Consider the following 24876-nt stretch of genomic DNA (forward strand, 5'->3'; position numbering starts at 1 on the left):
GACGCCTGCCGACGACAGGAGCGGCACCTGCAGTGACGACGCACACCTCGCTCTGGAAACGCGTCCGACGACGGACGCCGCCCCGCCACCCGTTCCGGGCTCCGCGCGAACGACCGGTCGCGCTGGGCGTCGCCGTCGCAGTCCTCGTCCAGGTCGGTCTCACGTTCATGCTGTACCCGGCGGCCGCGTCGTGGGTCTACCAGTACAACCAGTCCAACGTGGTGCGTGACCAGACGCGCGAGTCCGAGGCCACGGCGCAGGCCAGACGCGAAGAGATCCTGGCGGCCGCGCACGAGTACAACTCCCGGCTCCAGTCAGGTGCGCTGCTCGCCGAGGGCCGCAACCTCGCCGAGGGCACAGGCACGTCCGGCGGGGGCTCGACTACTGGTCGCAGCTCATGATCCGTTCGAGCGGGCCCTTCGCGCGTCTGCGCATCCCGTCGATCGACGTCGACCTACCCGTCTACCACGGCACGAGCGACGCGACCCTGCTCAAAGGGGCAGGGCACCTGCAAGGCACATCCCTTCCTGTCGGCGGCCCCGGCACGCGCGCCGTGCTGACGGCGCACCGCGGGCTCGCCAGCGCGACCATGTTCACCCACCTCAACCGCGTCGACGAGGGTGACGCCTTCGTCATCGAGGTCCTCGGCCGGGTGCTGGCCTACCGGGTCATCGACATCGCCGTCATCGAACCCCACTCCACGGAGGAGATCCGGCCGGTTCCCCGCGAGGACCTGGTCACGCTCGTGACGTGCACCCCCCTGGGGATCAACACCCAGCGCATCCTCGTCACCGGGGAGCGTGTCGTGCCGACCCCGGCCGACGATCTTGCCGCGCTGGGCAGCTCACCCGACGTCCCGCGGTTCCCCTGGTGGGCCGTCGCCTACGCCGTCGCGACCCTGGGAAACGTCGCGTGGTATCAGCGGTCACGGCGCCCGACCGGTGCCCGCCTCCGGCGTCGAGCGGCACGACGACGCCGCGCGGCCGCCGCCTCGGCGGCAGTCAGCACCTCGACGGCCGCCCTCGCGGCCGCGCGCGGCGCCGTGCCCTGAGACGACGCGAGCCGCTGACCTCGCACCTGGCGAGGTCAGCGGCTCACGCGAGCATCGACGCCGGGTCAGAACGCCCGGCGGATCATCGCCTGCTTGACCTCTTGGATCGCCTTCGTCACCTGGATGCCGCGCGGGCATGCCTCGGTGCAGTTGAAGGTCGTGCGGCACCGCCACACGCCCTCCTTGTCGTTGAGGATGTCCAGGCGCTGCTGCCCGGCCTCGTCACGGCTGTCGAAGATGAACCGGTGGGCGTTGACGATCGCGGCCGGGCCGAAGTACTGCCCGTCGGTCCAGAACACGGGGCACGACGACGTGCACGCGGCGCACAGGATGCACTTGGTCGTGTCGTCGAACTTGGCGTGGTCGGCGGCCGACTGGAGGCGCTCGCGCGTCGGCTCGTTGCCCGACGTGATGAGGAACGGCATCACCTCGCGGTACGAGGCGAAGAACGGCTCCATGTCGACCACGAGGTCCTTGACCACGGGCAGGCCCTTGATGGGCTCGACCGTGATGGGCTTGTCAGGGTTGACGTCCTTGAGCAGGGTCTTGCACGCGAGCCGGTTACGGCCGTTGATGCGCATGGCGTCCGAGCCGCACACGCCGTGCGCGCACGAGCGGCGGAACGTCAGCGAGCCGTCCTGCTCCCACTTGACCTTGTGCAGGGCATCGAGGATGCGGTCGGTGCCGTGGGCCAGGACCTGGAACTCCTGCCAGGTGGGCTCGGCGCTGACCTCGGGGTTGAAGCGACGGATCTTGAGCGTGACGGTGAACGAGGGAACCTCGCCCACCTTCGCAGGGGCCTCGGCGACAGCAGTCATCAGTACTTCCGCTCCATCGGCTCGTAGCGGGTCTGGATCACGGGCTTGGAGCCCAGCACGACCTTGTAGCCGTCGAGGTTCTCGACGTGGTCGAAGTAGCCCTCGACGTGACCGTCGGCGACGTCGGAGGCCGACGGCGGGCGACGGTACGCCATGGTGTGCAGCATGTAGTGGGCGTCGTCGCGCTTGGGGAAGTCCTCGCGGTAGTGGCCGCCGCGCGACTCCTTGCGGTTGAGCGCCGCCAGCACGGTGACCTCGGCGATGTCGAGCAGGAAGCCCAGCTCGATCGCTTCCAGCAGGTCCGTGTTGAACAACGTGCCCTTGTCCTGGACCGAGACGTTGCGGTAGCGCTTCTGGAGGTCCTTGATGACGGCGATCGCCTCGTTGAGCGAGTCGCCCGTGCGGAACACCTGGGCGTTGGCGTCCATGGTCTCCTGGAGCGTCCTGCGCAGGTCGGCCACGCGCTCGCCGTCGGGCCGCGAGCGCATCTCCTCAAGCTGTGCGACGACGGCCGCCGCCGGTTCCTGCGGCAACGGCAGGTGCGCATCGACCGTCTTCGCGTACGCGGCGGCGGCCCGCCCGGAGCGCTTGCCGAAGACGTTGATGTCGAGCAGCGAGTTGGTGCCCAGGCGGTTGGAGCCGTGGACCGACACGCACGCGACCTCGCCGGCCGCGTAGAGGCCCTTGACGACGTTGTGCCCGTCGCGCAGCACCTCGCCCAGCAGGTTCGTGGGCACGCCGCCCATCGCGTAGTGCGCCGTCGGGTACACCGGGACGGGCTCGGTGTAGGGCTCGACACCCAGGTAGGTGCGGGCGAACTCGGTGATGTCCGGGAGCTTGGCGTCGATGTGCGCCGGTTCCAGGTGCGTCAGGTCGAGCAGCACGTAGTCCTTGTTCGGGCCGGCGCCCCGGCCTTCGCGCACCTCGTTGGCCATCGACCGGGCGACGATGTCGCGCGGCGCGAGGTCCTTGATGGTGGGGGCGTAGCGCTCCATGAAGCGCTCGCCGTCGGCGTTGCGCAGGATGCCGCCCTCGCCGCGGGCCGCCTCCGACAGCAGGATGCCCAGGCCAGCCAGGCCCGTGGGGTGGAACTGGAAGAACTCCATGTCCTCCAGCGGCAGGCCGCGGCGGTAGGCGAGCGCCATCCCGTCACCGGTGAGGGTGTGCGCGTTGGACGTCGTCTTGAAGATCTTCCCGGCGCCGCCCGTGGCGAAGATGATCGCCTTGGCCTGGAACACGTGGATCTCGCCGGTCGCCAGGTCGTAGGCGACGACGCCGGTCGCGTTGACCTCGACGTCGTCCGGCAGCTCTTCGGTCGTCAGGTCGTGGTCCGTGAGCAGGTCGAGCACGTAGTACTCGTTGTAGAACTCGACGTTCTGCTTGACGCAGTTCTGGTACAGCGTCTGCAGGATCATGTGGCCCGTGCGGTCCGCCGCGTAGCAGGCGCGGCGCACGGCGGCCTCGCCGTGCTGGCGTGTGTGGCCGCCGAATCGGCGCTGGTCGATGCGGCCCTCGGGCGTGCGGTTGAACGGCAGGCCCATCTTCTCCAGGTCGAGGACGGCGTCGATGGCCTCCTTCGCCAGGATCTCGGCGGCGTCCTGGTCGACCAGGTAGTCGCCACCCTTGATCGTGTCGAAGGTGTGCCACTCCCAGTTGTCGTCCTCGACGTTCGCGAGGGCGGCGGCCATGCCGCCCTGCGCCGCACCCGTGTGCGAGCGGGTCGGGTAGAGCTTGGAGATGACGGCGGTGCGCGCGTCCTTCGAGGCCTCGAGCGCGGCGCGCATGCCCGCGCCGCCCGCGCCGACGATGACGACGTCGTACTGGTGTGTCTGCATCAAAGGTCCTCGGTCTCAGCTCGGGAAGCACACGGTCTGCGAGAGCAGCTCGGCCGGTGCGTTGGGCGGGCACGGGTTGAACGTGAAGATCACGAGCGTGCCGAGCACGACGACGACGACGCAGGCGAAGTAGAGCAGCGCCTTGAGCACCAGGCGCGTGCCGTCCTTGGACGCGTAGTCGTTGATGACCGTGCGCACGCCGTTGGTGCCGTGCAGCATCGCGAGCCACAGCATGAGCAGGTCCCAGACCTGCCAGAACGGGTTGGCCCACTTGCCGCCGACGAACGCGAAGTCGATCGAGTGGACACCGTCACCGGTCATGAGGTTGACGAACAGGTGGCCGAAGATCAGCACCAGGAGCAGCACGCCCGAGGCGCGCATGAAGATCCAGCCGTACAGCTCGTAGTTCGAGCGCGTCGTCTTGCGGCGCGTGTACGGGCTGCGCGGGGACTCGATCTCGAGGGAAGTCATCAGTGCCCACCTCCGAAGACGTTCATGAGGTGGCGCGGAAGGAAGCCCGCCATCGTCACCACGAAGAGGCCGAGAGCGACGTACAGCATCACGCGCTGGTACCGCGGGCCCTTGGCCCAGAAGTCGACGAGGATGATGCGGACACCGTTGAAGGCGTGCAGCACGACCGCGGCAACGAGGCCCGCTTCGCCCAGCCCCATGATCCAGTGCCGGTACGTCCCGATGATCTGGTTGTAGGCCTCGGGGGAGACTCGCACCAGAGCCGTGTCCAGCACGTGTACGAGCAAGAAGAAGAAGATGAGGACGCCGGTCACGCGGTGCGCGACCCACGACCACATGCCTTCGCGGCCGCGGTAGAGCGTGCCGCCGGGAGCGTCAGGCACGGTGGAGCCTCCGGTCAGTGAAAATGTTCGGTATCCGGGCTTGCGCCACGGCCCGCACCCGCCGGCCACGACGAGGCCCCGGTGCTGACCGTCTTTGGTCACTGTAGTGACATCCGTTCGGCGGTCTCACCGGCGTCCATGCCGCCGTCACCGGCTGACGGGCGTTTTGTGATCCATTCCACAGCCTTGCTGTCGCGATCGCGGGAACTCGTCACCTCGAATGGCGGAAGGTGTGACACCTCCAGGCCTACCCGCGGCCCGGTCCGGGTTCGCACGCTTCATTATGCTGCCCTCATGACCAGCAGCGCCGTCATCGACGACTTCTACGCGATCGTCCCCGCAGGCGGCGCCGGCACCCGCCTGTGGCCCGTGTCGCGCCAGGGCGCCCCCAAGTTCCTGCACGACCTCACCGGCTCGGGCCGCAGCCTGCTCCAGGCCACCGTCGACCGGCTCACCCCCGTCGCGGGAACCGACGGCGTCGTGCTCGTGACCGGGCAGCGCCACGTCGCCGCCTGCCGCGAACAGCTCCCCGGCCTCGCGGACGACGCCGTGCTCGCCGAGCCGCTCCCGCGCGACTCGATGGCCGCCATCGGGCTGGCGGCCGCGGTGCTCGAGCAGCGTCACGGCGACGTCGTCGTCGGTTCGTTCGCCGCGGACCAGGTGGTCTCGGGCAAGACCGCGTTCGAGCAGGCCGTGCGCGAGGCCGTCGTCGCGGCGCGCGCCGGGTACGTCGTGACCGTCGGCATCGCGGCCTCCCGCCCGTCGGTCGCCTTCGGGTACGTGCGCAGCGGTCAGCCGCTCGGCATCGACGGCGCCCCGACCGCGCTGCACGCGCGCGGCTTCACGGAGAAGCCCGACGCCGTCACCGCGGGCGAGTACCTCGCCTCGGGGGAGTACCGCTGGAACGCGGGGATGTTCGTCACGCGCACCTCGGTGCTGCTCGGGCACCTGGAGCGGCTGCGCCCGGCGCTGCACGCGGGCCTGCGCGAGATCGCGGCCGCGTGGGACACGCCGCAGCGCGGCGAGGTCATGGACCGGGTGTGGCCGGGCCTCGAGAAGGTCGCGATCGACCACGCCGTGGCCGAGCCCGTCGCCGCGTCGGGCGGCGTCGCCGTCGTCCCCGGCACGTTCGGGTGGGACGACGTCGGCGACTTCAACTCGCTCGCCGCGCTGCTGCCCAGCCTCGACGGCGCGGGCGACAAGGTCGTGGGCGTCGCGGGAGACGTCGTGCGGATCGAGACCGGCGGCAACGTCGTCGTGCCCGGGTCGGGGCGCGTGGTCGCGCTGCTCGGCGTCGACGACCTCGTCGTGGTCGACACCCCCGACGCGCTGCTGGTGACCACGCGCTCGCGGGCGCAGCAGGTCAAGTCGCTCGTCGACGCACTGCGCGAACGCGGGCTGGACGACCTGCTGTGACCGCGTCGGTGCGGGACCTGGTCGCCGGGCTCGCCGCGGCGCTCGACGACGAGCTGGTCGCGTTCCGCCGCGACCTGCACGCCCACCCCGAGGTCTCCCGCGCCGAGGTGCGTACGACGGCGGTCGTGCTCGAACGCCTGCGCGCCGCCGGGCTGACCCCGCACCCCATGCTGGTCACGGGCCTGTACTGCGACATCGGCCCCGAGCACGCCCCCGACGGTGAGCCGCTGCCGCGGCTCGGGCTGCGCGCCGACCTCGACGCCCTGCCCGTCGAGGACCGCTGCGACAGCGAGTGGCGCTCGACCGTGCCCCACGTCGCGCACGCGTGCGGGCACGACCTGCATACCACCGTGCTGCTCGGTGCCGGGCTCGTGCTCGCCGACCTGCACGCGCGCGGACTGCTCGCCCGCCCGGTGCGGCTCATCTTCCAGCCGGCCGAGGAGGTCCAGCCGGGCGGCGCCCACGACGTGCTGGCGCAGGGCGTGCTCGACGGCGTCGACCGCGTCGTCGCGCTGCACGCCGAGCCCAAGCTCGACGTCGGCCAGGTCGGCACGCGCATGGGCCCCATCACCTCGGCCTCCGACACCGTGTCGGTGACCGTGTCGTCGTCGGGCGGGCACACCTCGCGCCCGCACCTGACGGGCGACGTCGTGTACGCCCTCGGCCAGGTCATCACGCAGGTGCCGGGCGTGCTCGGCCGCCGGCTCGACCCGCGCTCGGGCGTCAACCTCACCTGGGGGTCGGTCCACGCGGGCGACGTCCACAACGCCATCCCGTCGACGGGCTCCGTCGCCGGTACCCTGCGCTGCCTCGACGTGCGCGCGTGGGAACGCGCCGGGCAGGTGCTGCACGACGCCGTCGAGCAGGTCGTCGCCCCGTACGAGGTCGACGTGACCGTGCACCACGCGCGCGGCGTGCCCCCGTCGACAACGACGACGACGTCACGGCCGAGATCGAGGCCGCGGCGCGCGCCGTCGTCGGGCCGGCCGGCGTGGTGCTGACCGAGCAGTCGCTCGGCGGGGAGGACTTCGCCTGGTACCTCACCAAGGTGCCCGGCGCCATGGCGCGCCTGGGCACGGGCACGCCCGGCGGCCGGCGGTACGACCTGCACCAGGGCGACCTGGTGGTCGACGAGCGGGCAATCGGTTTCGGCGTCCGGCTGCTGGCCGGACTTGCCGCAGGGGTGCTGCTCCAGGCCGAGTGAACCCGGCGTGCCGGGCGCCACCGCGATGACGACCAGCGGGTTGCGATTGGGTCACGAACGGGGAGTCAGCAGCGCGACCGACGAGCCGGGGGTGTCGGATCGACACTAGGCTCACGGCCTACCGATCCGAGCTGGACCCTGGCGCGGAGTCGGTGCCCGATCCAATCGAACGGAGACAAAGGTGAAGAGAGCGACCCAGTTCGCCGCGCTGGCGGGCGTCGCCGCGCTCCTGCTCAGCGCGTGCGGCCAGGCACCCGAGGACAACGCCGACGGAAGCGCGACGGACGGCGCCTCGCCGGCCTCGGACTTCACGGCCTGCATGGTCTCGGACGAGGGCGGGTTCGACGACCAGTCCTTCAACCAGTCGGGCCACGACGGCCTCGTGCAGGCTCAGGACGAGCTCGGCATCACCATCCGCCAGGCGGAGTCGCAGGCCGACACGGACTACGCACCCAACATCGACAACATGGTCCAGCAGGGCTGCAACCTCATCATCGGCGTCGGCTACAAGCTCGAGGACCCGATCCAGGCTGCGGCCGAGGCCAACCCCGACATCAACTTCGCGCTGGTCGACTCGGCATTCTCCGACGCCGAGTTCAACCCGGTCACGGTCGAGAACGCCAAGCCGATCCTCTTCAACACGGCCGAGGCCGCGTTCCTCGCCGGGTACCTCGCCGCGGGCATGACCGAGACTGGCACCGTCGCCACCTTCGGCGGCATGGCGATCCCGTCGGTCTCGGTGTTCATGGACGGGTTCTACGACGGCGTCCAGCGGTTCAACGAGGACAACGACGCGACCGTCACGCTCCTCGGCTGGGACAAGACGGCGCAGACCGGCTCCTTCACGGGCGACTTCTCCAACCAGGCCAACGGCCAGAACCTCGCCCAGGGCTTCATCGACCAGGGCGCGGACATCATCATGCCCGTCGCCGGCCCGGTGGGCCTGGGTGCCGCAGCCGCGGCGAGCGACGCCGGCAAGAAGATCGTCTGGGTCGACTCCGACGGCTTCCTGACGACCGACCACGGCGACATCGTGCTCACCTCGGTGATCAAGCAGATCGGCCCGGCCGTCTTCGACGTCATCAAGGCCGCGGCGGACGGCAGCTTCACGTCCGACCCGTACATCGGCACGCTGGAGAACGACGGCGTGGGCCTGGCCCCGTTCCACGACTTCGAGTCGGCCGTCCCCGCCGAGCTGTCGCAGAAGATCGACGACTTCAAGCAGCAGATCATCTCGGGCGAGCTGACCATCGAGTCGCCCAACTCGCCGAAGTGACCCCGGCGCCGTAACCACGGCATCGCCGGCGGCCCGGGCGTTCGGCGCCCGGGCCGCCGCACGTCAGCGCCACGCACGGCGCATCGCCGCGTCCGGCAGGACCGGAGCGGACTCATGTTGTTCGATGGACTCGTCCGGTCGCCACGGAAAGAGGATCTGCCGGTGAAGCTGGAGCTGCGCGGGATCACGAAGGTCTTCGGGTCGCTGGTCGCCAACGACCACATCGACCTGGTCATCGAGCCAGGCGAGATCCACGCCCTGCTCGGGGAGAACGGGGCCGGCAAGAGCACTCTCATGAACGTGCTCTACGGGCTCTACGACCCCGACGGCGGCGAGATCCTGCTCGACGACGAGCCCGTCACCTTCGCGGGGCCGGGTGAGGCCATGGCCGCCGGCATCGGCATGGTGCACCAGCACTTCATGCTCGTGCCCGTCTTCACCGTCGCCGAGAACGTCGCGCTGGGCCATGAGCCCGTCAAGGGCGCCGGGATCATCGACGCGCGCAAGGCGCGCACCATGGTGGAAACCATCTCCGACCGGTTCGGGTTCGAGGTCAACCCCCAGGCGCTGGTCGAGGAGCTGCCCGTCGGCGTCCAGCAGCGCGTCGAGATCATCAAGGCCCTGTCACGCGACGCCAAGGTGCTCATCCTCGACGAGCCGACGGCGGTGCTGACTCCGCAGGAGACCGACGAGCTCATCGCCATCATGCGGCAGCTCAAGGCCGCGGGACGTCGATCGTGTTCATCACGCACAAGCTGCGCGAGGTGCGCGCCGTCGCCGACCGGATCACCGTCATCCGGCGAGGCAAGGTCGTCGGCACGGCCGAGCCGTCGGCCTCCGAGACCGAGCTCGCCTCGCTCATGGTCGGCCGTTCGGTGTCGCTCGGCGTCGACAAGCTGCCGGCCGACGCGGGGGACGCCACGTTCCGCGTGCGCGGCCTGACGGTCGTCGACGACGCCACCGGGTCGCCCGTGGTCGACGGCGTCGACCTCGACGTGCGCCGGGGAGAGATCCTCGTCGTCGCGGGTGTCCAGGGGAACGGGCAGACGGAGCTGACCGAGGCCATCATCGGCCTGCAACGCCCCGTCGCCGGGTCGATCACCCTCGACGGCACAGAGCTCGTCGGCCTGGGAGTCGCGGGAGCGCTCGGGGCCGGCGTCGGGTACGTGCCCGAGGACCGCAGCACCGACGGCCTGATCGGCACGTTCTCCGTCGAGGAGAACCTCGTGCTCGACATGTTCCACTCGCCGCCGTTCTCCCGCGGCGGCTCGCTCGACAAGGGCGCGATCCGGCAGAACGCGGAGCGCCGCGTCGCCGAGTTCGACGTGCGCACGCAGAGCGTGACCGCGCTCGCCGGCACGCTCTCGGGCGGCAACCAGCAGAAGGTCGTCCTTGCCCGGGAGATGTCCCGGCCGCTGCGCCTGCTCATCGCCTCGCAGCCCACCCGCGGCCTCGACGTCGGCTCGATCGAGTTCGTCCACCAGCGCATCGTCGCCGAACGCGACAAGGGAACACCCGTCATCATCGTGTCCACCGAGCTCGACGAGGTGCTCGCCCTCGGCGACCGCATCGCCGTCATGTACCGCGGCAGGATCGTCGGCGTCGTCCCGGGGGGAACGGACCGTGACGTGCTGGGCCTCATGATGGCGGGCGTCCCGCTCGAGGAGGCCGTCGAGCAGGCCGCCGCGCACCACACGACGCTCGGCGAGGCCGACCTCGCCGCCGACCAGACCGAGGAGGGCATCCAGTGAGCGAGGCCACGACCCCGCCGGGCCCGGCGACGGAGCCCCCCGCGCCTGCCCAGACGCCGGCGACCGAGAGCCGTATCGACGCCGCGAGCCGCAGCGTGCTGCGCGAGATGCTCGAGTCGAGCTGGCTCGTGACGGTGTTCGCCGTCGTGGCCGCGCTCGTGCTCGGCGCGGTCCTCATCGCTGCCGCCGACGCGCGCGTGCAGGAGTCGGCGGGCTGGCTGTTCGCGCGGCCCACGGACTTCCTCCGTGCGATCGCCGACGCCGTCGGCGGGGCCTACTCCGCGCTGTTCCAGGGTGCGGTCATCAACTTCTCGGGCAACGGGTTCGCCCGCGTGATCCGGCCGATCACCGAGACGATGACGGTCGCCACCCCGCTCATCTTCGCGGGCCTGGGCATCGGCATCGGCTTCCGGGCCGGCCTGTTCAACATCGGCGCGCAGGGCCAGATCATCCTCGGCGGCGTGCTCGGCGCGTACGTCGGCTTCACGTTCGACCTGCCCGCAGGCCTGCACCTGCTGCTCGCCGTGCTCGGCGCGGCGCTCGGCGGTGCGATCTGGGCGTCGATCGCGGGCGTCCTCAAGGCCACGACCGGGGCCAACGAGGTCATCGTCACGATCATGCTCAACAACGTGGCGATCTACCTCATCGGGTACCTGCTCACCACCACGGCGTTCCGGCGCCCCGGCGGAGCCAACCCGATCAGCCCGCAGATCCCGGACAGCGCCACCTACCCGCTCCTGCTCGGGCGCGACTTCCGGCTCCACCTCGGGTTCGTCCTCGCGCTGCTCGCCGCCCTGGGTGTGTGGTGGCTCATGGAGCGTTCGACGCTCGGCCTGCGGTTCCGTGCCGTGGGCGCCAACCCGAGCGCTGCCCGCACCGCGGGCATGTCCGTCCCGTGGGTGACCGTGTGGGTCATGGCCATCGCCGGCGGACTCGCCGGCCTGGCCGGATCGGCCCAGGTGCTCGGCACCGAACGCGTGCTGACGTCGGGCGTGGCCGCGAGCTTCGGGTTCGACGCCATCACGGTCGCGCTGCTCGGCCGCTCCAAGCCGCTCGGCACCGTGTTCGCGGGCCTGCTGTTCGGAGGCCTGCGGGCCGGCGGGTTCGCGATGCAGATCCGCACCGGCACCCCCATCGACATCGTGCTCGTCGTCCAGTCGTTCATCGTGCTGTTCATCGCGGCACCGCCGCTCGTGCGAGCCATCTTCCGGCTGCCCACCCCCGGAGGCTCCGCGCGCACCAAGAAGCGCGCGGCCAAGACCACGTCCCTCTCGGCGCAGGAGGCCGGCGCATGAACCGATCCGTCGAGGCAGCACGCACCGCCCGCACGGAGGTCCAGCGATGAGCGCCGCGACGGCGACCCGCCCGGCACCCGGCGCCCACCGCGCGGCCCCGCTCCCGCCGATCTCCTGGAAGCTGCCGATCGCGCTGACGGCGCTCGGCGTCGTCGCGCTCGTCGCCTTCGGCATCCTGCCCACGTCGGGCACCACGACGACGTTCCGCATCTCGACCGCGACCGACCTGTTCCAGATCGCCCCCGTCTCCGTGGGCTCGGTGTCGACGTCGCTCGTGCTCAGCCTCGTCGCGCTGGTCCTGGCCGGGCTTGCCTGGTGGGCCGCCGCCACGCGCCGCCACCTGGGCTGGTGGCTGCCCGTGCTGTTCGGCGTGCTGTGGATCGTGGCGTTCCTCAGCTGGGCCGGGTCGGGCAAGACCATCCCCCTGACCGGCCTGCTCTCCGGTGCGCTGTTCCTGGCGGTGCCGCTCGTCTTCGGTTCGATGTCCGGCATCCTGTGCGAGCGCGTCGGCATCATCAACATCGCGATCGAAGGCCAGCTCCTGGCCGGGGCGTTCCTCGCCGCCGTCGTCGCCTCGCTCACCGGAAGCCCCTACATCGGGCTGATCGCGGCCCCTGTCGCGGGCGCCATCGTCGGACTCCTGCTGGTGATCTTCGCGGTGCGGTACTGGGTCGACCAGATCATCGTCGGCGTCGTGCTCAACGTGCTCGTCGTCGGCGTGACCAACTACCTGTTCTCGACGGTGCTCACCAACGACCCCACGACGTGGAACCGGCGCACCCCGCTGCCCGTCCTGCCCATCCCCGGGCTCGCGGACATCCCGATCCTCGGCCCCGTCCTGTTCCGCCAGACGCTGCTCGTCTACCTCATGTACGTCGCCGTCGCGGTGCTGCACGTCTACCTCTTCCGCAGCCGGTGGGGCCTGCGGCTGCGCGCCGTGGGGGAGCACCCCAAGGCCGCCGACACCGTGGGCATCAAGGTCAACCGCACACGCGTCAAGAACGCGATCCTCGGCGGGGCCGTGGCCGGGCTGGGCGGGGCGTTCTTCACCGTCGCGGCCGGCCTGGCGTTCGGCCGCGAGATGACCGGCGGCAAGGGCTACATCGCCCTGGCCGCCATGATTCTCGGCCGGTGGAACCCGCTGGGCGCCCTCGCCGCCGCGCTGCTGTTCGGGTTCTCCGACAACCTCCAGACGGTGCTCGGCATCGTCGGGACGCCCATCCCCAGCCAGGTCATGCTCATGACGCCCTACCTCGTGACGATCTTCGCGGTCGCCGGGCTGGTCGGCCGGGTGCGGGCACCCGCGTCCGAGGGCATCCCGTACAAGAAGTGAGGGCCGCATGACCGAGTTCGACGCGCACGGTCGCGCAACGACCGGAGCGGCGCAGATCGACTGGGACGCGCTGCGCGGCCACGCCCGCAAGGCGATGACCCGCGCGTACGCGCCCTACTCGGGCTACGCCGTCGGGGCGGCCGGGCTGGTCGACGACGGTCGCGTCGTCGTCGGCTGCAACGTCGAGAACGCCGCCTACGGCGTGACGCTGTGCGCCGAGTGCGGGCTGGTCTCCCAGCTCGTCGAGAGCGGCGGGGGACGCCTCGTGGCGTTCGCGTGCGTCGACGCGCGCGGCGTCGCGATCATGCCGTGCGGGCGCTGCCGCCAGCTCCTGTGGGAGCACGGCGGGCCCACGCTGCTCGTCGACACCCCGCGCGGGATCGAGCCGATGACCCAGGTGCTGCCACAGGCGTTCGGCCCCGACGACCTCGACGTCGTGCACCACTACCTGGAAGGCGAGCAATGAGCCCCGAACCGTTCGACGCCGTCGACGTCATCCGCACCAAGCGCGACAAGGAACACCTGTCCGTCGGGCAGATCGACTGGGTCATCGACGCCTACACGCGCGGCGTCGTCGCCGAGGAGCAGATGTCCGCGCTCGCAATGGCCATCTTCCTCAACGGCATGAGCCGCAGCGAGCTCGAACGCTGGACGCAGGCCATGATCGACTCGGGCGAGCGGCTCGACTACTCCGGGCTCGGCATCCCGACCGCCGACAAGCACTCCACGGGCGGCGTCGGCGACAAGATCACGCTGCCGCTCGCCCCGCTCGTCGCCACGTTCGGCGTCGCCGTCCCGCAGCTCTCCGGCCGAGGACTGGGGCACACGGGCGGCACGCTCGACAAGCTCGAGGCGATCCCGGGGTGGCGGGCGACGCTGAGCAACGACGAGGTGCACGCCCAGCTCGCCTCGGTCGGCGCCGTCATCTGCGCGGCCGGACCGGGTCTCGCCCCCGCCGACAAGAAGCTCTACGCGCTGCGCGACGTCACCTCGACCGTCGAGTCCGTCCCGCTCATCGCCAGCTCGATCATGAGCAAGAAGATCGCCGAGGGCACGGGTGCGCTCGTGCTCGACGTCAAGGTCGGCTCCGGCGCCTTCATGAAGGACCTGGACGCGGCACGCACCCTCGCACGCGCCATGGTCGACCTCGGCACCGACGCCGGCGTCACCACCGTGGCACTCCTCACCGACATGGCGACGCCCCTCGGCCTCACCGCCGGCAACGCGCTCGAGGTCCGCGAGTCGGTCGAGGTGCTCGCCGGCGGCGGCCCCGCCGACGTCGTCGACCTGACCGTGGCGCTCGCCGTCGAGATGCTCGCCGCGGCCGGGCGCCCCGTCGAGGAGCCCGAGGTGCGCGCGGCCCTCGCGGACGGCCGCGCGATGGACGTATGGCGGCGCATGATCATCGCCCAGGGAGGCGACCCCGACGCGCCCCTGCCGACGGCGGCCGCCACCGAGCAGGTCGTCGCGGAGGCCGACGGCGTGCTCGCGCGGCTCGACGCGTACGGCGTCGGCGTCGCCGCGTGGCGGCTCGGGGCCGGGCGCGCGCGCCGGGAGGACCCGGTGCAGCTCGGCGCGGGCGTCGAGATCCACGCCAAGCCCGGCGACGTCGTGGTTCAGGGACAGCCCATCCTCACCCTGCACACCGACACCCCCGAGCGGTTCGCGCGCGCGCACGAGGCGCTCGACGGCGCCTGGGAGGTGGCACCACCCGGGACCGCGATCAGCCGCCGCCCCGTCGTTCTCGACCGGATCCGCTGAGCAGATGCGGAAAGGACTACGGCTGACCGACCTGCTCGCGCGCCTGCACGTGTTTGCCGGGCCGGTACCTGGCGAGCAGGCACCCGCCGACGAAGCACCCGCACCTGCCGGCAACGCACCTGGGCGAGCGGAGGCGGGCGCGCCTGTGCCCGTGCGGCCCGCCGCGCAGGTGCCCGGTGGTGCGCAGCCGGGTCCGCCGGTGCGTCCCGCCGACACGGCGCGCATGCGTCCCGCGACGGCGGCGCCTGTCGCGGAGGGATCCGACGATGTGCCGACCGGTGCGCGCGTGCGTCCTGCCGCCGAGGCTCCTGGCGGCGCGCGGGCAGGTTCGCCTGCGCGCCCCGCCGGCGCGGCGTCGGTGCGTCCGGCGGCGACGGTGCCAGCCGCTGAGGTGCCCGGTGATGGGCAAGCGGGTCTGGACGTGCCCGCCGCGGCGCAGGCCCCTGATGGTGCGCAGGCCGCTGATGGTGCGCGGACCTCTGATGGTGCGCAGGCGCCCGGTCGTGCGCGGACGGGTGGTGGCGCGCGGGCGGGTTCGGCGGTGCGTCCTGCTGGCCCGGGGCGGTGCGTCCTGCCGTGGCGGTGCCTGTCGCTGGGGAGCCCGACGATGTGCGTCCCGCTGGCCCCGGGTCGGTGCGTCCTGCCGTGGCGGTGCCTGTCGCTGGGGAGCCCGACGATGTGCGTCCCGCTGGCCCCGGGTCGGTGCGTCCTGCCGTGGCGGTGCCTGTCGCTGGGGAGCCCGACGATGTGCGTCCCGCTGGCCCCGGGTCGGTGCGTCCTGCCGTGGCGGTGCCTGTCGCTGGGGAGCCCGACGATGCGCGTCCCGTTGCGGGCGCGCGTCCTGCTGAGGGGTCCGGCAGCGGGCAAGCGGGCGCCCGCGTGCGCCCTGCCGCGCAACGGCCTGGTACCGCGCACGCAGCCACGCCGCCGCGTCCCGCGGCCGCCGCGCCCTCAGCAGGGGAACCCGATGGTGCACCGGCACCGGCACCGGCACGGGCACCGGCGCTCCCGCGTACCGCAGCGGCGGCAGATGCTGCTGGGGGGCGTGAAGACTCGCGAGCGGCCGCGCCCGTGCGGCCCGCGTCCGCGCACGTGGCTCAGAGGGCGTCCGACGAGGCGGACCCCAGCGAGCAGCAGCCCGGTGACCGGGGGGTGGCCGCGCTCGGCAGCGACGTGGCCGACGCGCTGCGTGAGGTCGGCGGTGCGGCACGGCGCTCGGTGCTCGACCCGCTCGGGCGGGACCGCGGGCCGGGGCGCGTCGGGCATCCCGAGCGTGTCGCCCTGCCGTTCCTCGACGACGCCGCAGCGGCGGTCGCAGCCCGGCAGATCGACGAGACCACGTGCGGAGCGGCCGTGCTGACGATGCTGGCCATGGCGGGCAGCCCGCGCCTTGCGCTGCACGTCGCTCGTGATCCCGGGCAGCGGTTCGCCGCGATCCAGCGACAGGTGCACCGTGCGAGCTCGCGGTCTGGGGTGCTGCCCTGGCCGCGCCGCTTCGGCACGGCGCCATGGGCGGCGGCCGCCGTCGCGCGATTCGGTGACGTGCGGTTCACGCATCGAGTCGTCGGCGGAGGGGACCGGGGTGCGGCCGTGCTGCGTGCGGCGGTCGCGGCGGCGTCGGCGGGCGTTCCGGTGCCGCTGTACTCGGGCGGCGATCTCGGTGGGGCGTGGCAGGACGCGGTGCCGCGCCACGTCGTGCTGCTGGCCGACGTGTGGCCGGGTGAGGGCGTCGTGCGGGTGTACGAGCCGTCGTCGGCGACGATGCACACGGTGCCGACCGCCGTCCTGCTCGACCCGGAGTGGGCGACCGAGCACGACCGCTCGGTGCTGACGGCAGCACTGGGCGCGTGGCCGCACGTCGTGTGGGCCGTGCTCCCGCGCTGACGGCGTGGGGCAGCCCGGGGACGCGCCGCGGCCCGAGGTGCAGCCCTGGTGTGCGGGCGGGACGATGGGTGGACCCGCCGAGGAGGGAGACTCGCATGAGCACCCAGCCTGGTCGGGACGCCTGGCGTGACGCCGGTGTCGCCGAACCTGACCTGCACGAGCGCGAGGTCCGGGCGCTGGATCCGGACGACGCCGCGGATCCCGAGGGCGTGGTCAACCTGGTGGAGGAGGCGCTCGCCGTGGTGGGCCAGCGTGTGAGCGCGGCCTCCGCCGAGGAGTACCGGCCGGCCGCACCTCGCCCCGACCTGGAGGGCCTGGCCGACGAGGCCGACGTCGCCGACCAGGCCGACGAGATCCAACCCCTGACGAGGAAGACACCTACACGGCCCCGACCCCTCCCACCCCAGACCCCGCCGACGAGCCGTGACCCACGAGCTCTCCCCGGTCAGGTCGGCAGTCTGTCGTCATCTCGTGCCCCGGGGGCACGCGCTGACGACCGACTGCCGACCTGACGCCCGGACGGCGGCAGGACGCGACGCAAGGGCCCGTTGGGGGCGCTTGGCGGCTGTGCGGCGGTTAGGTTGGGCGCATGACCGACGACCGCCTCGTGGACCTCGTTCCCGAACTCCCGAAGGTTCTTCTGCACGACCACCTCGACGGCGGTCTGCGCCCGCAGACGGTGCTCGAGCTCGCCGACGCCGTGGGCCACCGCCTGCCGGTCGAGGACGCCGACAGCCTGGCCGACTGGTTCCAGCAGGCGGCCGACTCCGGCTCGCTGGTCCGGTACCTGGAGACCTTCGACCACACCATCGCCGTCATGCAGACGCCCGAGGCGCTCGCGCGCGTCGCCAAGGAGGCCGTGCTCGACCTCGCGGCCGACGGCGTGGTGTACGCCGAGCAGCGCTGGGCGCCCGAGCAGCACCTGACCAAGGGCCTGAGCCTGCCGGAGACGGTCGAGGCCGTGCAGGCCGGCATCGACGAGGGCATCGCGCTCGCTGCGGCCGACGGCCGCACCATCCGGGTGGGCCAGATCGTCACCGCGATGCGGCACGCCGACCGGTGGTCCGAGATCGCCGAGCTCGCGGTCTCCTACCGCGGCGCTGGTGTCGTCGGCTTCGACATCGCGGGGGCCGAGGACGGCTTCCCGCCCGACCGGCACGCCGGGATCTGGCGGTTCCTCGCCGATCACGACTTCCCGGTCACGATCCACGCGGGCGAGGCAGCGGGGGTCGCATCGATCGCCCAGGCCGTGCACGTGGGTCAGGCCGACCGCATCGGCCACGGTGTGCGGATCGTGGAGGACATCGCGTTCGGCACGGACGCGGACGGCTCGCCGCTCGCGACGCTCGGGTCGCTCGCGCACTGGGTGCGCGACCACCAGATCCCGCTCGAGGTGTGCCCGGTGTCGAACCTTCAGACGTCGGCGACGACCGCGAAGTCGGTGCGCGAGCACCCCATCACGCGGCTCAAGGAGCTCGACTTCGCGGTCACGCTCAACACCGACAACCGCCTGATGTCGCGCACGTCGATGTCGCACGAGATGCGCCTGCTCGTGACGGAAGCGGGCTGGTCGATCGACGACCTCGCGGACGTCACCATCGCGGCCGCCTGGGGCGCGTTCATGCACCACGACGAGCGCCGGGACCTCGTCGAGCACGTCATCGTCCCCGGGTACCAGAAGATCGAGGGGGCACAGCTGTGAGCACCGTCCCGACGACGCCGGCAGAGCTCGCGTCGTTCATCGACCACACCCTGCTCAAGCCGGAGGCGACCGACGCCGACGTGGTCGCGCTCGTCGAGGAGGGCGCCGGGCTGGGCGTGTTCTCGGTGTGCGTGTCGCCGACGTTCGTCGCGCTCGCGCACGAGACCGCGGCCGGTCGCCTCAAGGTCGCGACCGTGTGCGGGTTCCCGTCGGGCAAGCACGTCTCGTCCATCAAGGCCGCGGAGGCCGCGCGGTCGGTCGCCGACGGCGCCGACGAGGTCGACATGGTGATCGACGTGGGCGCGGCCAAGGCCGGTGACTTCGAGGCCGTCGAGGCCGACATCGCCGCGGTCCGCGCCGCCGTGCCGGGGGCCGGCTGCTCAAGGTCATCATCGAGTCGGCAGCGCTCGACGACGACGAGATCGTCGCGGTGTGCCGTGCCGCGGAGGCGGCGGGCGCCGACTACGTCAAGACCTCGACAGGCTTCCACCCGACCGGCGGTGCCACGGTCCACACGGTGTCGCTCATGGCCGACACGGTCGGCGGGCGCCTGGGCGTCAAGGCCAGCGGGGCATCCGCACCCTCCAGGACGCCCTTGCGGCGATCGAGGCGGGCGCGACGCGGCTGGGCATGTCGGCCGCGGCGGCGGTCCTGGCCGAGCTGGCGGGCGCTCCCGCGGCAGCCCCGCCGTCAGACTACTGATCGGCGCGTGACCTCGGGGCCGCGTCCGGACGCGGCCCGAGGTCACGCACGCGCGGCCCTCACAGGCCCAGCGCCGCGGCGATGTCGTGCTTGAGCGTCGCGAGCGTGGTGCGCGCCTCGGCCCGGGCGGCGCCCAGGGCGTCGAAGGTCGCATCGGGCGCGACGTCGCGCACCACCTCCAGGTAGCACTTGACCTTGGGTTCGGTGCCCGACGGCCGCACGATGACGCGCGTGCCGTCCTCGGTCAGCAGCCGCACGCCGTCGGTCGGGGAAGGCCGTCCGCGCCGTCGGCGAGGTCGAGCACGTCGACGACCGTGGACCCGGCGAGCGTGCGCGGCGGCTGCGAGCGCAGTCGCGCCATCGTGCCGGGGATGCCTGCGAGGTCCTCGAAGCGCACGGAGAGCTGGTCGGTCAGGTACAGGCCGTGCTGGCGGGCGAGGTCGTCGAGCCGGTCGACCAGCCCTCGCCCTTGTGCCTTGAGCCGGTTGGCGAGCTGGGCGACGAGCAGCGCGGCCGAGATGCCGTCCTTGTCGCGGACCCGTTGCGGGTCGCAGCAGTAGCCCAGCGCCTCCTCGTACCCGAAGGCGAGGCCGGGCGTGCGGGCGATCCACTTGAACCCGGTGAGCGTGGTGGCGTGAGCGAGGCCGTGCCGGGTCGCGATCGCGGCCAGCAGGCGGGAGGAGACGATCGAGCTCGCGAGCACAGGCCGGTCGCCGACGGCGTTCGCGTCCCTCCCGGCGGCCAGGTGCTCCGCGACGTCGTCGCCGAGCAGCGCGCCCACCTCGTCGCCGTGCAGCATGCGCCAGCCTTGCGACTTCGCCGTCTCCGCGCCCTGGTAGGTTCCCGCGCGCGGGTCGCGCACCGCGACGGCGCAGCGGTCGGCGTCCGGGTCGTTGGCGATGACGACGTCGGCCTGGGCGTCCTGGGCGACGGCGATCGCGAGGTCGATCGCGCCCTTCTCCTCCGGGTTGGGGAACACGACGGTGGGGAAGTCGGGGTCGGGCTCGGCCTGCTCCTCGACGGGCACGACGTGGGTGAAGCCGGCCTCGGCGAGCACCCGTGCGAGCACCGTGCCGCCGACGCCGTGCAGCGACGTCGTGACGATGCGCAGGTCGCGGGGGGCGTCGTCGGCGAGCGCGACGACCGTGGCGACGTAGTCGTCGACGATGTCGTGGCCGAGCACGGTCCAGCCGGACTGCGCGCGCGGCACGGCTGCGGCCGGGCCGACGGCGTCGATCCGCTCGGCGATGCGTGCGTCGAACGGCGGCACGATCTGCGTGCCCTGCCCGGCGCCGGGCACGACGCGACCGCCCAGGTAGACCTTGTAGCCGTTGTCGGCCGCCGGGTTGTGCGACGCGGTGACCATCACGCCCGCGTCCGCGGACAGGTGTCGCACCGCGAAGGACAGCACGGGCGTGGGCAGCGGTGAGGGCAGCAGCAGCACCTCGATGCCCTGCGCGGTCATGACGGCGGCGGTGTCGCGCGCGAAGTCCGCGGAGCGGTGCCGCGCGTCGAAGCCGACCACCACGCGCGGGGTCGCGTCGCCGAGCTCGCCGCGCAGGTAGGCCCCAGGCCCGCGGCCGCACCGACGACGACGGCGCGGTTCATGCGGTTGGGTCCGGCGGCCATCGCGCCGCGCAGGCCGGCGGTGCCGAACGCGAGACGCGTGGCGAACCGGTCGCGCAGCTCGGCCTGGGCCTGGACGGCGCCCGGCGTGCCCCCGCCGGCGCGGGCCACGAGCGCACGCAGCTCCGCCTTGTCGGCGTCGTCGACGTCGGCGCGCTCCCACGCCTCGGCCGCGGCGAGCGCGGACGCCAGCGAGTCGTCCTTGAGGTCGGTCACGACAGCCCCCGGGGGTCAGACGAGCTTGACGATGCGGGCGAGCAGGTCGCTGATGACGGGGGCGGCCTTGGCCCCGGCCTCCAGCACCTCCTCGTGCGAGAGCGGCTGCGGGCTGACGCCGGCCGCGAGGTTCGTCACGAGCGACATGCCCAGCACCTCCATGCCGCAGTGGCGGGCGGCGATCGCCTCCAGCCCCGTCGACATGCCCACCAGGTCGGCGCCGAGCACGCCTGCCATGCGCACCTCGGCGGGCGTCTCGTAGTGCGGGCCGTGGAACTGCGCGTAGACGCCGTCGGGCAGCGTGGGCTCGACCTGGCGGGCGAGGTCGCGCAGCCGGGGGAGTACAGGCCGGTGAGGTCGACGAACGTCGCACCCTCCAGCGGCGAGGCACCCGAGAGGTTGAGGTGGTCCTTGATGAGGACGACCTGACCGGGACGCCACGCCATGTGCAGGCCGCCGCAGCCGTTGGTCAGCACGACGGTCTCGGCGCCCGTCGCGGCCGCGGTGCGCACGCCGTGGGCGACGCGGCGCACGCCGCGCCCCTCGTACAGGTGGGTGCGCGACCCGAGCACCAGCACGTTGCGTGTCGAGCCGTCGGCACGCTCGACGCGGATCGATCGCGTGGTGCCGACGTGGCCCGCGACCGACGGCTTGGCGAAGCCCGGGATCTCGTGCGACGGGATCTCCGCGACGACGTCGCCCAGCAGCTCGGCGGCCCCGCCCCAGCCCGAGCCCAGCACCAGGGCGACGTCGTGGCCCTCGACGCCCGAGGCGCGGGCGATGTGCTCCGCGGCGGCGCGCGCGACGTCGAACGGGTCGGTCGCCGGGTCGTCGAGATCAGGCACGGAAGCGGCATTGCTGGTCATGGTCCGAGGCTAACCTCCCGGCTGCAACAATGTCGGCCGTGAGAAGCCACGCGACCACAGACACCGCAGTCAGCGACGGCCAGCGCGTCGTCATCCTGGGCGGGGCCCCGGCGGGTATGAGGCGGCTCTCGTCGCGAGGCGCCTGGGAGCGCGGGTCACGGTCGTCGAGCGGCACGGGCTGGGCGGTGCCGCGGTGCTCACCGACGTCGTGCCGTCCAAGACGCTCATCGCGACGGCCGAGTGGCTGACCCTCGCCGAGGCGGCACCCGAGCTGGGCGTGCGCGGTACCACGGCCACATCGGCGGCGCGGCCCGACGTCGACCTGGCGGCCGTCAACGCGCGCGTGCGCGAGCTCGCCGCCGCGCAGTCGGTCGACATCCGGGCGCGGCTCGAGCGCGAGGGGGTCGAGATCGTCACCGGGCACGGGCGGCTGGCCGGGCCGTCGCGCGTCGCCGTCGCCGCGGACGCGGACGCGAACGCCGAGACGACGCTCGACGCCGACACCGTGCTCATCGCCGTCGGCGCCACGCCGCGCACGCTGCCGACCGCCATGCCCGACGGCGAGCGGATCCTCACCTGGACGCAGCTGTACTGCCTCGACACGCTGCCCGAGCGGCTCGTCGTCGTCGGGTCGGGTGTCACGGGTGCCGAGTTCGCGGGCGCCTACCGCGCGCTCGGCTCGGACGTCGTGCTGGTCTCCTCGCGTGACCGCGTGCTGCCGGGGGAGGACGAGGACGCCGCGCAGCTTCTCGAAGGAGTGTTCCGGGGGCGCGGCATGGAGGTCATGTCCCGGTCGCGCGCCGCGTCCGCGCAGCGCACGGCCGACGGCGTCTCGGTCACGCTCGCCGACGGGCGCGTCGTCGAGGGGTCGCACGTGCTCGTCGCCGTCGGGGCGGTGCCCGCGACGGCGGGCCTGGGACTCGCGGAGGCGGGCATCGAGCTGAGCGAGGGCGGGCACGTCGTCGTCGACAGGGTCTCGCGCACGTCGGTGCGCGGCGTCTACGCGGCGGGCGACTGCACGGGCGTGCTGCCGCTCGCGTCGGTCGCGGCCCAGCAGGGGCGCATCGCCATGGCGCACGCGCTGGGCGACGCCGTCGAGCCGCTGCGGCTGGGCAGCGTGGCGGCGAACATCTTCACCGAGCCCGAGATCGCGACGGTCGGGTACGGCGAGAAGTACCTGCGCGAGCACGCCATCCGCTTCGTGACCTCGACGCTGCCGCTCGCACGCAACCCGCGGGCCAAGATGCTCGGCATGCGCGACGGGTTCGTCAAGCTGTTCGCGCACCCCGAGGCGGGTGTGGTGCTGGGCGGCGTCGTGGTCGCGCCCCGCGCGAGTGAGCTGATCTTCCCCATCACGCTGGCGGTCGCGCACCGCCTCACGGTCGACGACGTGGCGAGCGCCTTCACCGTCTACCCGTCGCTGTCCGGTTCCATCGCGGAGGGCGCGCGCGTACTGCACGGGCAGGTCAGTCCGGGCGCGTGACCGCGTAGCATCGGACGGTGCTCCTTCAGCTGACCCCCGCCGAAGCGCTCGGCCTGGCCTCGATGAGCGGCGCCGGACTGCCGTCCTTCGTGACGTCGGTCTCCGCCGATGCCGACACCGTCCGCGTCACCGCCGACCTGCGCAGGCTCGGCGAGCTCCCCGGGCCGCTCAAGCTCGCGGCCCGGCTGACGCCCGTCGTGCGCGCCGACGTGCGCGTGCTGGGCTTCGCGGACGGCCGGGCGACCCTCGAGGTGGAGGCCCATGCCGGCGGGCTGCCGGTCGGCAAGCTGCTCGGGCTGCTCGCCGGCCCGCTCTCGGCACGGATCGCCGCCCAGGGGCTGCCGGACGACGCGATCGCGATCCGACCCGACGCGAGCGTCGTCGTGGACGTCGAGGCGCTGCTGGCCGCGCGGCTGCCCGGCCTGACGGTCACCGACGTGCGCGTCGAGGGCGGCGAGGTCGTCGTCCGGGCTGCGGTCGGCTGACGCGGCGCGGCGGTGCGACGGCGTGCGCAGGGCCCCGAGCCCTACGGGACGCCTTCGAAGAGCCCCTGCCCGACGTACCCCTGGCCGTCCGCGACGCCGGGCGGTACCGCCCACAGGCCTGACCCCGTGTGCCGCAGATACTCGCTCATGAGGTCGTTCTTGGCGAGCGTGTTCTGCATCGGCACGAACTGGCGTTCCGGGTCGCGCACGAACGCGAGGAAGAACAGGCCCGCGTCGAGCCGGCCGAGGCCGTCGGAACCGTCGGTGTAGTTGTAGCCGCGGCGCAGCATGCGCGCACCGCCGTTGGCCGTCGGGTGTGCGAGGGCCACGTGCGAGGCCGGGTCGATGAGCGGGGTGCCCTCGCGCCCCGCACGCGCGAAGTCGGGCTCGGTCGTCTCCTGGCCGCCCGACAGGGGAGCGCCCGTGCCCTTGGTGCGTCCGACGACGGTCTCCTGCTCGCGCAGCGAGCTGCGGTCCCACGTCTCGATGGTCATGCGGATGCGCCGCGCCACCAGGTAGGTGCCGCCCGCGAGCCAGCCGGCCGCCGGGTCGTCGCCGGGCGCGACCCAGACGTGCTCGTCGAGGGCCGCGCCGTCCTCCGCGAGGATGTTGGCGGTGCCGTCCTTGAAGCCGAACAGGTTGCGCGGCGTCGTCTGCGCCGACGAGGTGCGCGCGGTGCGCCCGTAGCCGAGCTGGCTCCAGCGCACCTGGGCCGTGCCGAACGCGAGGCGCGCCAGGTTGCGCACGGCGTGGACCGCGACCTGCGGGTCGTCGGCGCACGCCTGCACGGCGAGGTCGCCGCCGCAGCGCGCGTCCTCCAGCACGTCCCCGGGAAGTGCGGCAGGTCCGCGAGCAGCGCGGGACGGCGTGCGGCGAGGCCGAAGCGGTCGCGGCCGTCGGCGTCGGCGAACAGCGACGGCCCGAACCCGAACGTGATCGTCAGGTTGCCGGGCGTGAGCTCCAGCGCCTCGCCCGTGTCGTCGGGCGGGGCCTCGTACGGGCCGCCCACCGGGCCGAGCTCGCCTGCGGGCAGGCCGCGCGTCATGCGCTCGGCCGCGAGCGTCCAGCGGCGCAGCAGGTCGACGACGTCGTCGCGCGACGACGTCGTGAGGTCGAACGTGGCGAAGTGCAGCCGGTCCTGGGCGGTGGTGGTGATGCCGGCCTGGTGGGCTCCGTGGAACGGCACGACGTGGTCCGGCGCGGCGGAGGCGGCGGGCGCGGTCGCGCGGCCGGTGCCGAACCCGCCCGCGAACCCTGCCGCGAGCGCGGCGAGACCCGCCCCGCCCGCGCCCAGCAGGGCGCGGCGGGACGGGCCGCG

General features: G+C 72.8%; 17 protein-coding genes and 6 pseudogenes. 16 read left to right on the plus strand and 7 right to left on the minus strand.

What is annotated here, in order from left to right; translation table 11 throughout:
* Positions 1–32 precede the first annotated feature (32 nt).
* Positions 33–401: a hypothetical protein gene (locus tag ET495_RS17985; protein WP_211340878.1), complete on the plus strand. Its 369-nt coding sequence runs from the start codon at positions 33–35 to the stop codon at positions 399–401.
* The gene (locus ET495_RS00600) at positions 398–1051 is read left to right on the plus strand and encodes a class C sortase (RefSeq protein ID WP_211340879.1); all 654 of its coding nucleotides are present in this window, start codon (positions 398–400) and stop codon (positions 1049–1051) included. The genes ET495_RS17985 and ET495_RS00600 overlap by 4 nt, the downstream gene beginning before the upstream one ends.
* 65 nt (positions 1052–1116) lie before the next feature.
* Here ET495_RS00600 and ET495_RS00605 read toward each other — a convergent pair whose 3' ends face one another.
* Genes ET495_RS00605 through sdhC form a run of 4 tightly spaced genes read right to left on the minus strand, consistent with a single transcriptional unit; the run spans position 1117 to position 4513 of the window.
* Entirely contained in the window at positions 1117–1869 is a 753-nt protein-coding gene (locus ET495_RS00605) for a succinate dehydrogenase iron-sulfur subunit (protein ID WP_129201786.1), read from the minus strand.
* Entirely contained in the window at positions 1869–3704 is a 1836-nt protein-coding gene (gene sdhA / locus ET495_RS00610; protein ID WP_129201788.1) for a succinate dehydrogenase flavoprotein subunit, read from the minus strand. Before sdhA ends, ET495_RS00605 begins: the two co-directional genes overlap by 1 nt.
* A gap of 15 nt (positions 3705–3719) precedes the next feature.
* Positions 3720–4175 (minus strand): succinate dehydrogenase, hydrophobic membrane anchor protein, encoded by a 456-nt coding sequence (gene sdhD, locus ET495_RS00615; RefSeq protein WP_129201790.1) that lies wholly within the window; start codon positions 4173–4175, stop codon positions 3720–3722.
* Positions 4175–4513, minus strand: coding sequence for a succinate dehydrogenase, cytochrome b556 subunit (sdhC, locus tag ET495_RS00620; protein WP_342770174.1), 339 nt, complete (start codon positions 4511–4513; stop codon positions 4175–4177). Before sdhC ends, sdhD begins: the two co-directional genes overlap by 1 nt.
* A gap of 339 nt (positions 4514–4852) precedes the next feature.
* Between sdhC and ET495_RS00625 the strand changes: the two genes are divergently transcribed.
* The 12 genes and pseudogenes from ET495_RS00625 to deoC all read left to right on the plus strand — a co-directional run bounded on the left by ET495_RS00625 (position 4853) and on the right by deoC (position 18882).
* Complete coding sequence (locus ET495_RS00625; RefSeq protein WP_129201794.1) at positions 4853–5974, plus strand: mannose-1-phosphate guanylyltransferase; 1122 nt, start codon at positions 4853–4855, stop codon at positions 5972–5974.
* Positions 5971–7178, plus strand: a pseudogene (locus tag ET495_RS00630) (amidohydrolase). The gene ET495_RS00625 and the pseudogene ET495_RS00630 overlap by 4 nt, the downstream one beginning before the upstream one ends.
* Before the next feature lie 181 nt (positions 7179–7359).
* Positions 7360–8454, plus strand: coding sequence for a BMP family lipoprotein (locus tag ET495_RS00635; RefSeq protein ID WP_129201796.1), 1095 nt, complete (start codon positions 7360–7362; stop codon positions 8452–8454).
* A gap of 162 nt (positions 8455–8616) precedes the next feature.
* Positions 8617–10205: pseudogene (locus tag ET495_RS00640) on the plus strand (ABC transporter ATP-binding protein).
* Complete coding sequence (locus ET495_RS00645) at positions 10202–11500, plus strand: ABC transporter permease (protein WP_425471172.1); 1299 nt, start codon at positions 10202–10204, stop codon at positions 11498–11500. Before ET495_RS00640 ends, ET495_RS00645 begins: the two are co-directional and overlap by 4 nt.
* Positions 11501–11546: 46 nt before the next feature.
* Positions 11547–12833, plus strand: coding sequence for an ABC transporter permease (locus ET495_RS00650; RefSeq protein ID WP_129201798.1), 1287 nt, complete (start codon positions 11547–11549; stop codon positions 12831–12833).
* A gap of 7 nt (positions 12834–12840) precedes the next feature.
* Positions 12841–13299 carry a cytidine deaminase gene (locus ET495_RS00655; RefSeq protein ID WP_129201800.1) on the plus strand — a complete coding sequence of 153 codons (459 nt, stop codon included), beginning with the start codon at positions 12841–12843 and terminating at the stop codon, positions 13297–13299.
* A complete protein-coding gene (locus ET495_RS00660) occupies positions 13296–14594 on the plus strand; it encodes a thymidine phosphorylase (RefSeq protein ID WP_129201802.1) in 1299 nt (432 codons plus the stop codon). Before ET495_RS00655 ends, ET495_RS00660 begins: the two co-directional genes overlap by 4 nt.
* A 1092-nt stretch (positions 14595–15686) precedes the next feature.
* On the plus strand, positions 15687–16478 hold the full coding sequence (locus ET495_RS00665; RefSeq protein ID WP_129201804.1) for a hypothetical protein: 792 nt from the start codon (positions 15687–15689) through the stop codon (positions 16476–16478).
* 95 nt (positions 16479–16573) lie between these two features.
* Positions 16574–16990: a hypothetical protein gene (locus ET495_RS17990; protein ID WP_211340880.1), complete on the plus strand. Its 417-nt coding sequence runs from the start codon at positions 16574–16576 to the stop codon at positions 16988–16990.
* 77 nt (positions 16991–17067) lie between these two features.
* The gene (locus tag ET495_RS00675) at positions 17068–18180 is read left to right on the plus strand and encodes an adenosine deaminase (protein WP_129201806.1); all 1113 of its coding nucleotides are present in this window, start codon (positions 17068–17070) and stop codon (positions 18178–18180) included.
* Positions 18177–18882 (plus strand): annotated as a pseudogene (gene deoC / locus ET495_RS00680) (deoxyribose-phosphate aldolase). Before ET495_RS00675 ends, deoC begins: the two are co-directional and overlap by 4 nt.
* A 59-nt stretch (positions 18883–18941) precedes the next feature.
* Here the strand turns inward: deoC and ET495_RS19290 are convergent.
* Positions 18942–20724 (minus strand): annotated as a pseudogene (locus ET495_RS19290) (phospho-sugar mutase).
* 15 nt (positions 20725–20739) lie between these two features.
* Positions 20740–21590 (minus strand): annotated as a pseudogene (locus ET495_RS00690) (purine-nucleoside phosphorylase).
* Positions 21591–21732: 142 nt separating this feature from the next.
* Here ET495_RS00690 and ET495_RS00695 point away from each other — a divergent pair.
* Positions 21733–23073: an NAD(P)H-quinone dehydrogenase gene (locus ET495_RS00695; protein ID WP_129201808.1), complete on the plus strand. Its 1341-nt coding sequence runs from the start codon at positions 21733–21735 to the stop codon at positions 23071–23073.
* A 17-nt stretch (positions 23074–23090) separates the two neighbouring features.
* A complete protein-coding gene (locus ET495_RS00700) occupies positions 23091–23558 on the plus strand; it encodes a hypothetical protein (RefSeq protein WP_129201810.1) in 468 nt (155 codons plus the stop codon).
* Positions 23559–23599: 41 nt separating this feature from the next.
* Here ET495_RS00700 and efeB read toward each other — a convergent pair.
* Positions 23600–24855 (minus strand): annotated as a pseudogene (efeB, locus tag ET495_RS00705) (iron uptake transporter deferrochelatase/peroxidase subunit).
* Positions 24856–24876 lie beyond the last annotated feature (21 nt).

The sequence above is a fragment of the Xylanimonas allomyrinae genome (assembly GCF_004135345.1).
GTDB classification, from domain to species: Bacteria; Actinomycetota; Actinomycetes; order Actinomycetales; family Cellulomonadaceae; genus Xylanimonas; species Xylanimonas allomyrinae.

What these genes read in the sequence shown, in the direction of transcription:
- ET495_RS00600 (WP_211340879.1), top strand. Translation starts at nt 398, where the DNA reads ATGATCCGTTCGAGCGGGCCCTTCGCGCGTCTGCGCATCCCGTCGATC.
- ET495_RS00605 (WP_129201786.1), bottom strand. Translation starts at nt 1,869, where the DNA reads ATGACTGCTGTCGCCGAGGCCCCTGCGAAGGTGGGCGAGGTTCCCTCG.
- sdhA (WP_129201788.1), bottom strand. Translation starts at nt 3,704, where the DNA reads ATGCAGACACACCAGTACGACGTCGTCATCGTCGGCGCGGGCGGCGCG.
- sdhD (WP_129201790.1), bottom strand. Translation starts at nt 4,175, where the DNA reads ATGACTTCCCTCGAGATCGAGTCCCCGCGCAGCCCGTACACGCGCCGC.
- sdhC (WP_342770174.1), bottom strand. Translation starts at nt 4,513, where the DNA reads ATGTGGTCGTGGGTCGCGCACCGCGTGACCGGCGTCCTCATCTTCTTC.
- ET495_RS00625 (WP_129201794.1), top strand. Translation starts at nt 4,853, where the DNA reads ATGACCAGCAGCGCCGTCATCGACGACTTCTACGCGATCGTCCCCGCA.
- ET495_RS00650 (WP_129201798.1), top strand. Translation starts at nt 11,547, where the DNA reads ATGAGCGCCGCGACGGCGACCCGCCCGGCACCCGGCGCCCACCGCGCG.
- ET495_RS00655 (WP_129201800.1), top strand. Translation starts at nt 12,841, where the DNA reads ATGACCGAGTTCGACGCGCACGGTCGCGCAACGACCGGAGCGGCGCAG.
- ET495_RS00660 (WP_129201802.1), top strand. Translation starts at nt 13,296, where the DNA reads ATGAGCCCCGAACCGTTCGACGCCGTCGACGTCATCCGCACCAAGCGC.
- ET495_RS17990 (WP_211340880.1), top strand. Translation starts at nt 16,574, where the DNA reads ATGAGCACCCAGCCTGGTCGGGACGCCTGGCGTGACGCCGGTGTCGCC.
- ET495_RS00675 (WP_129201806.1), top strand. Translation starts at nt 17,068, where the DNA reads ATGACCGACGACCGCCTCGTGGACCTCGTTCCCGAACTCCCGAAGGTT.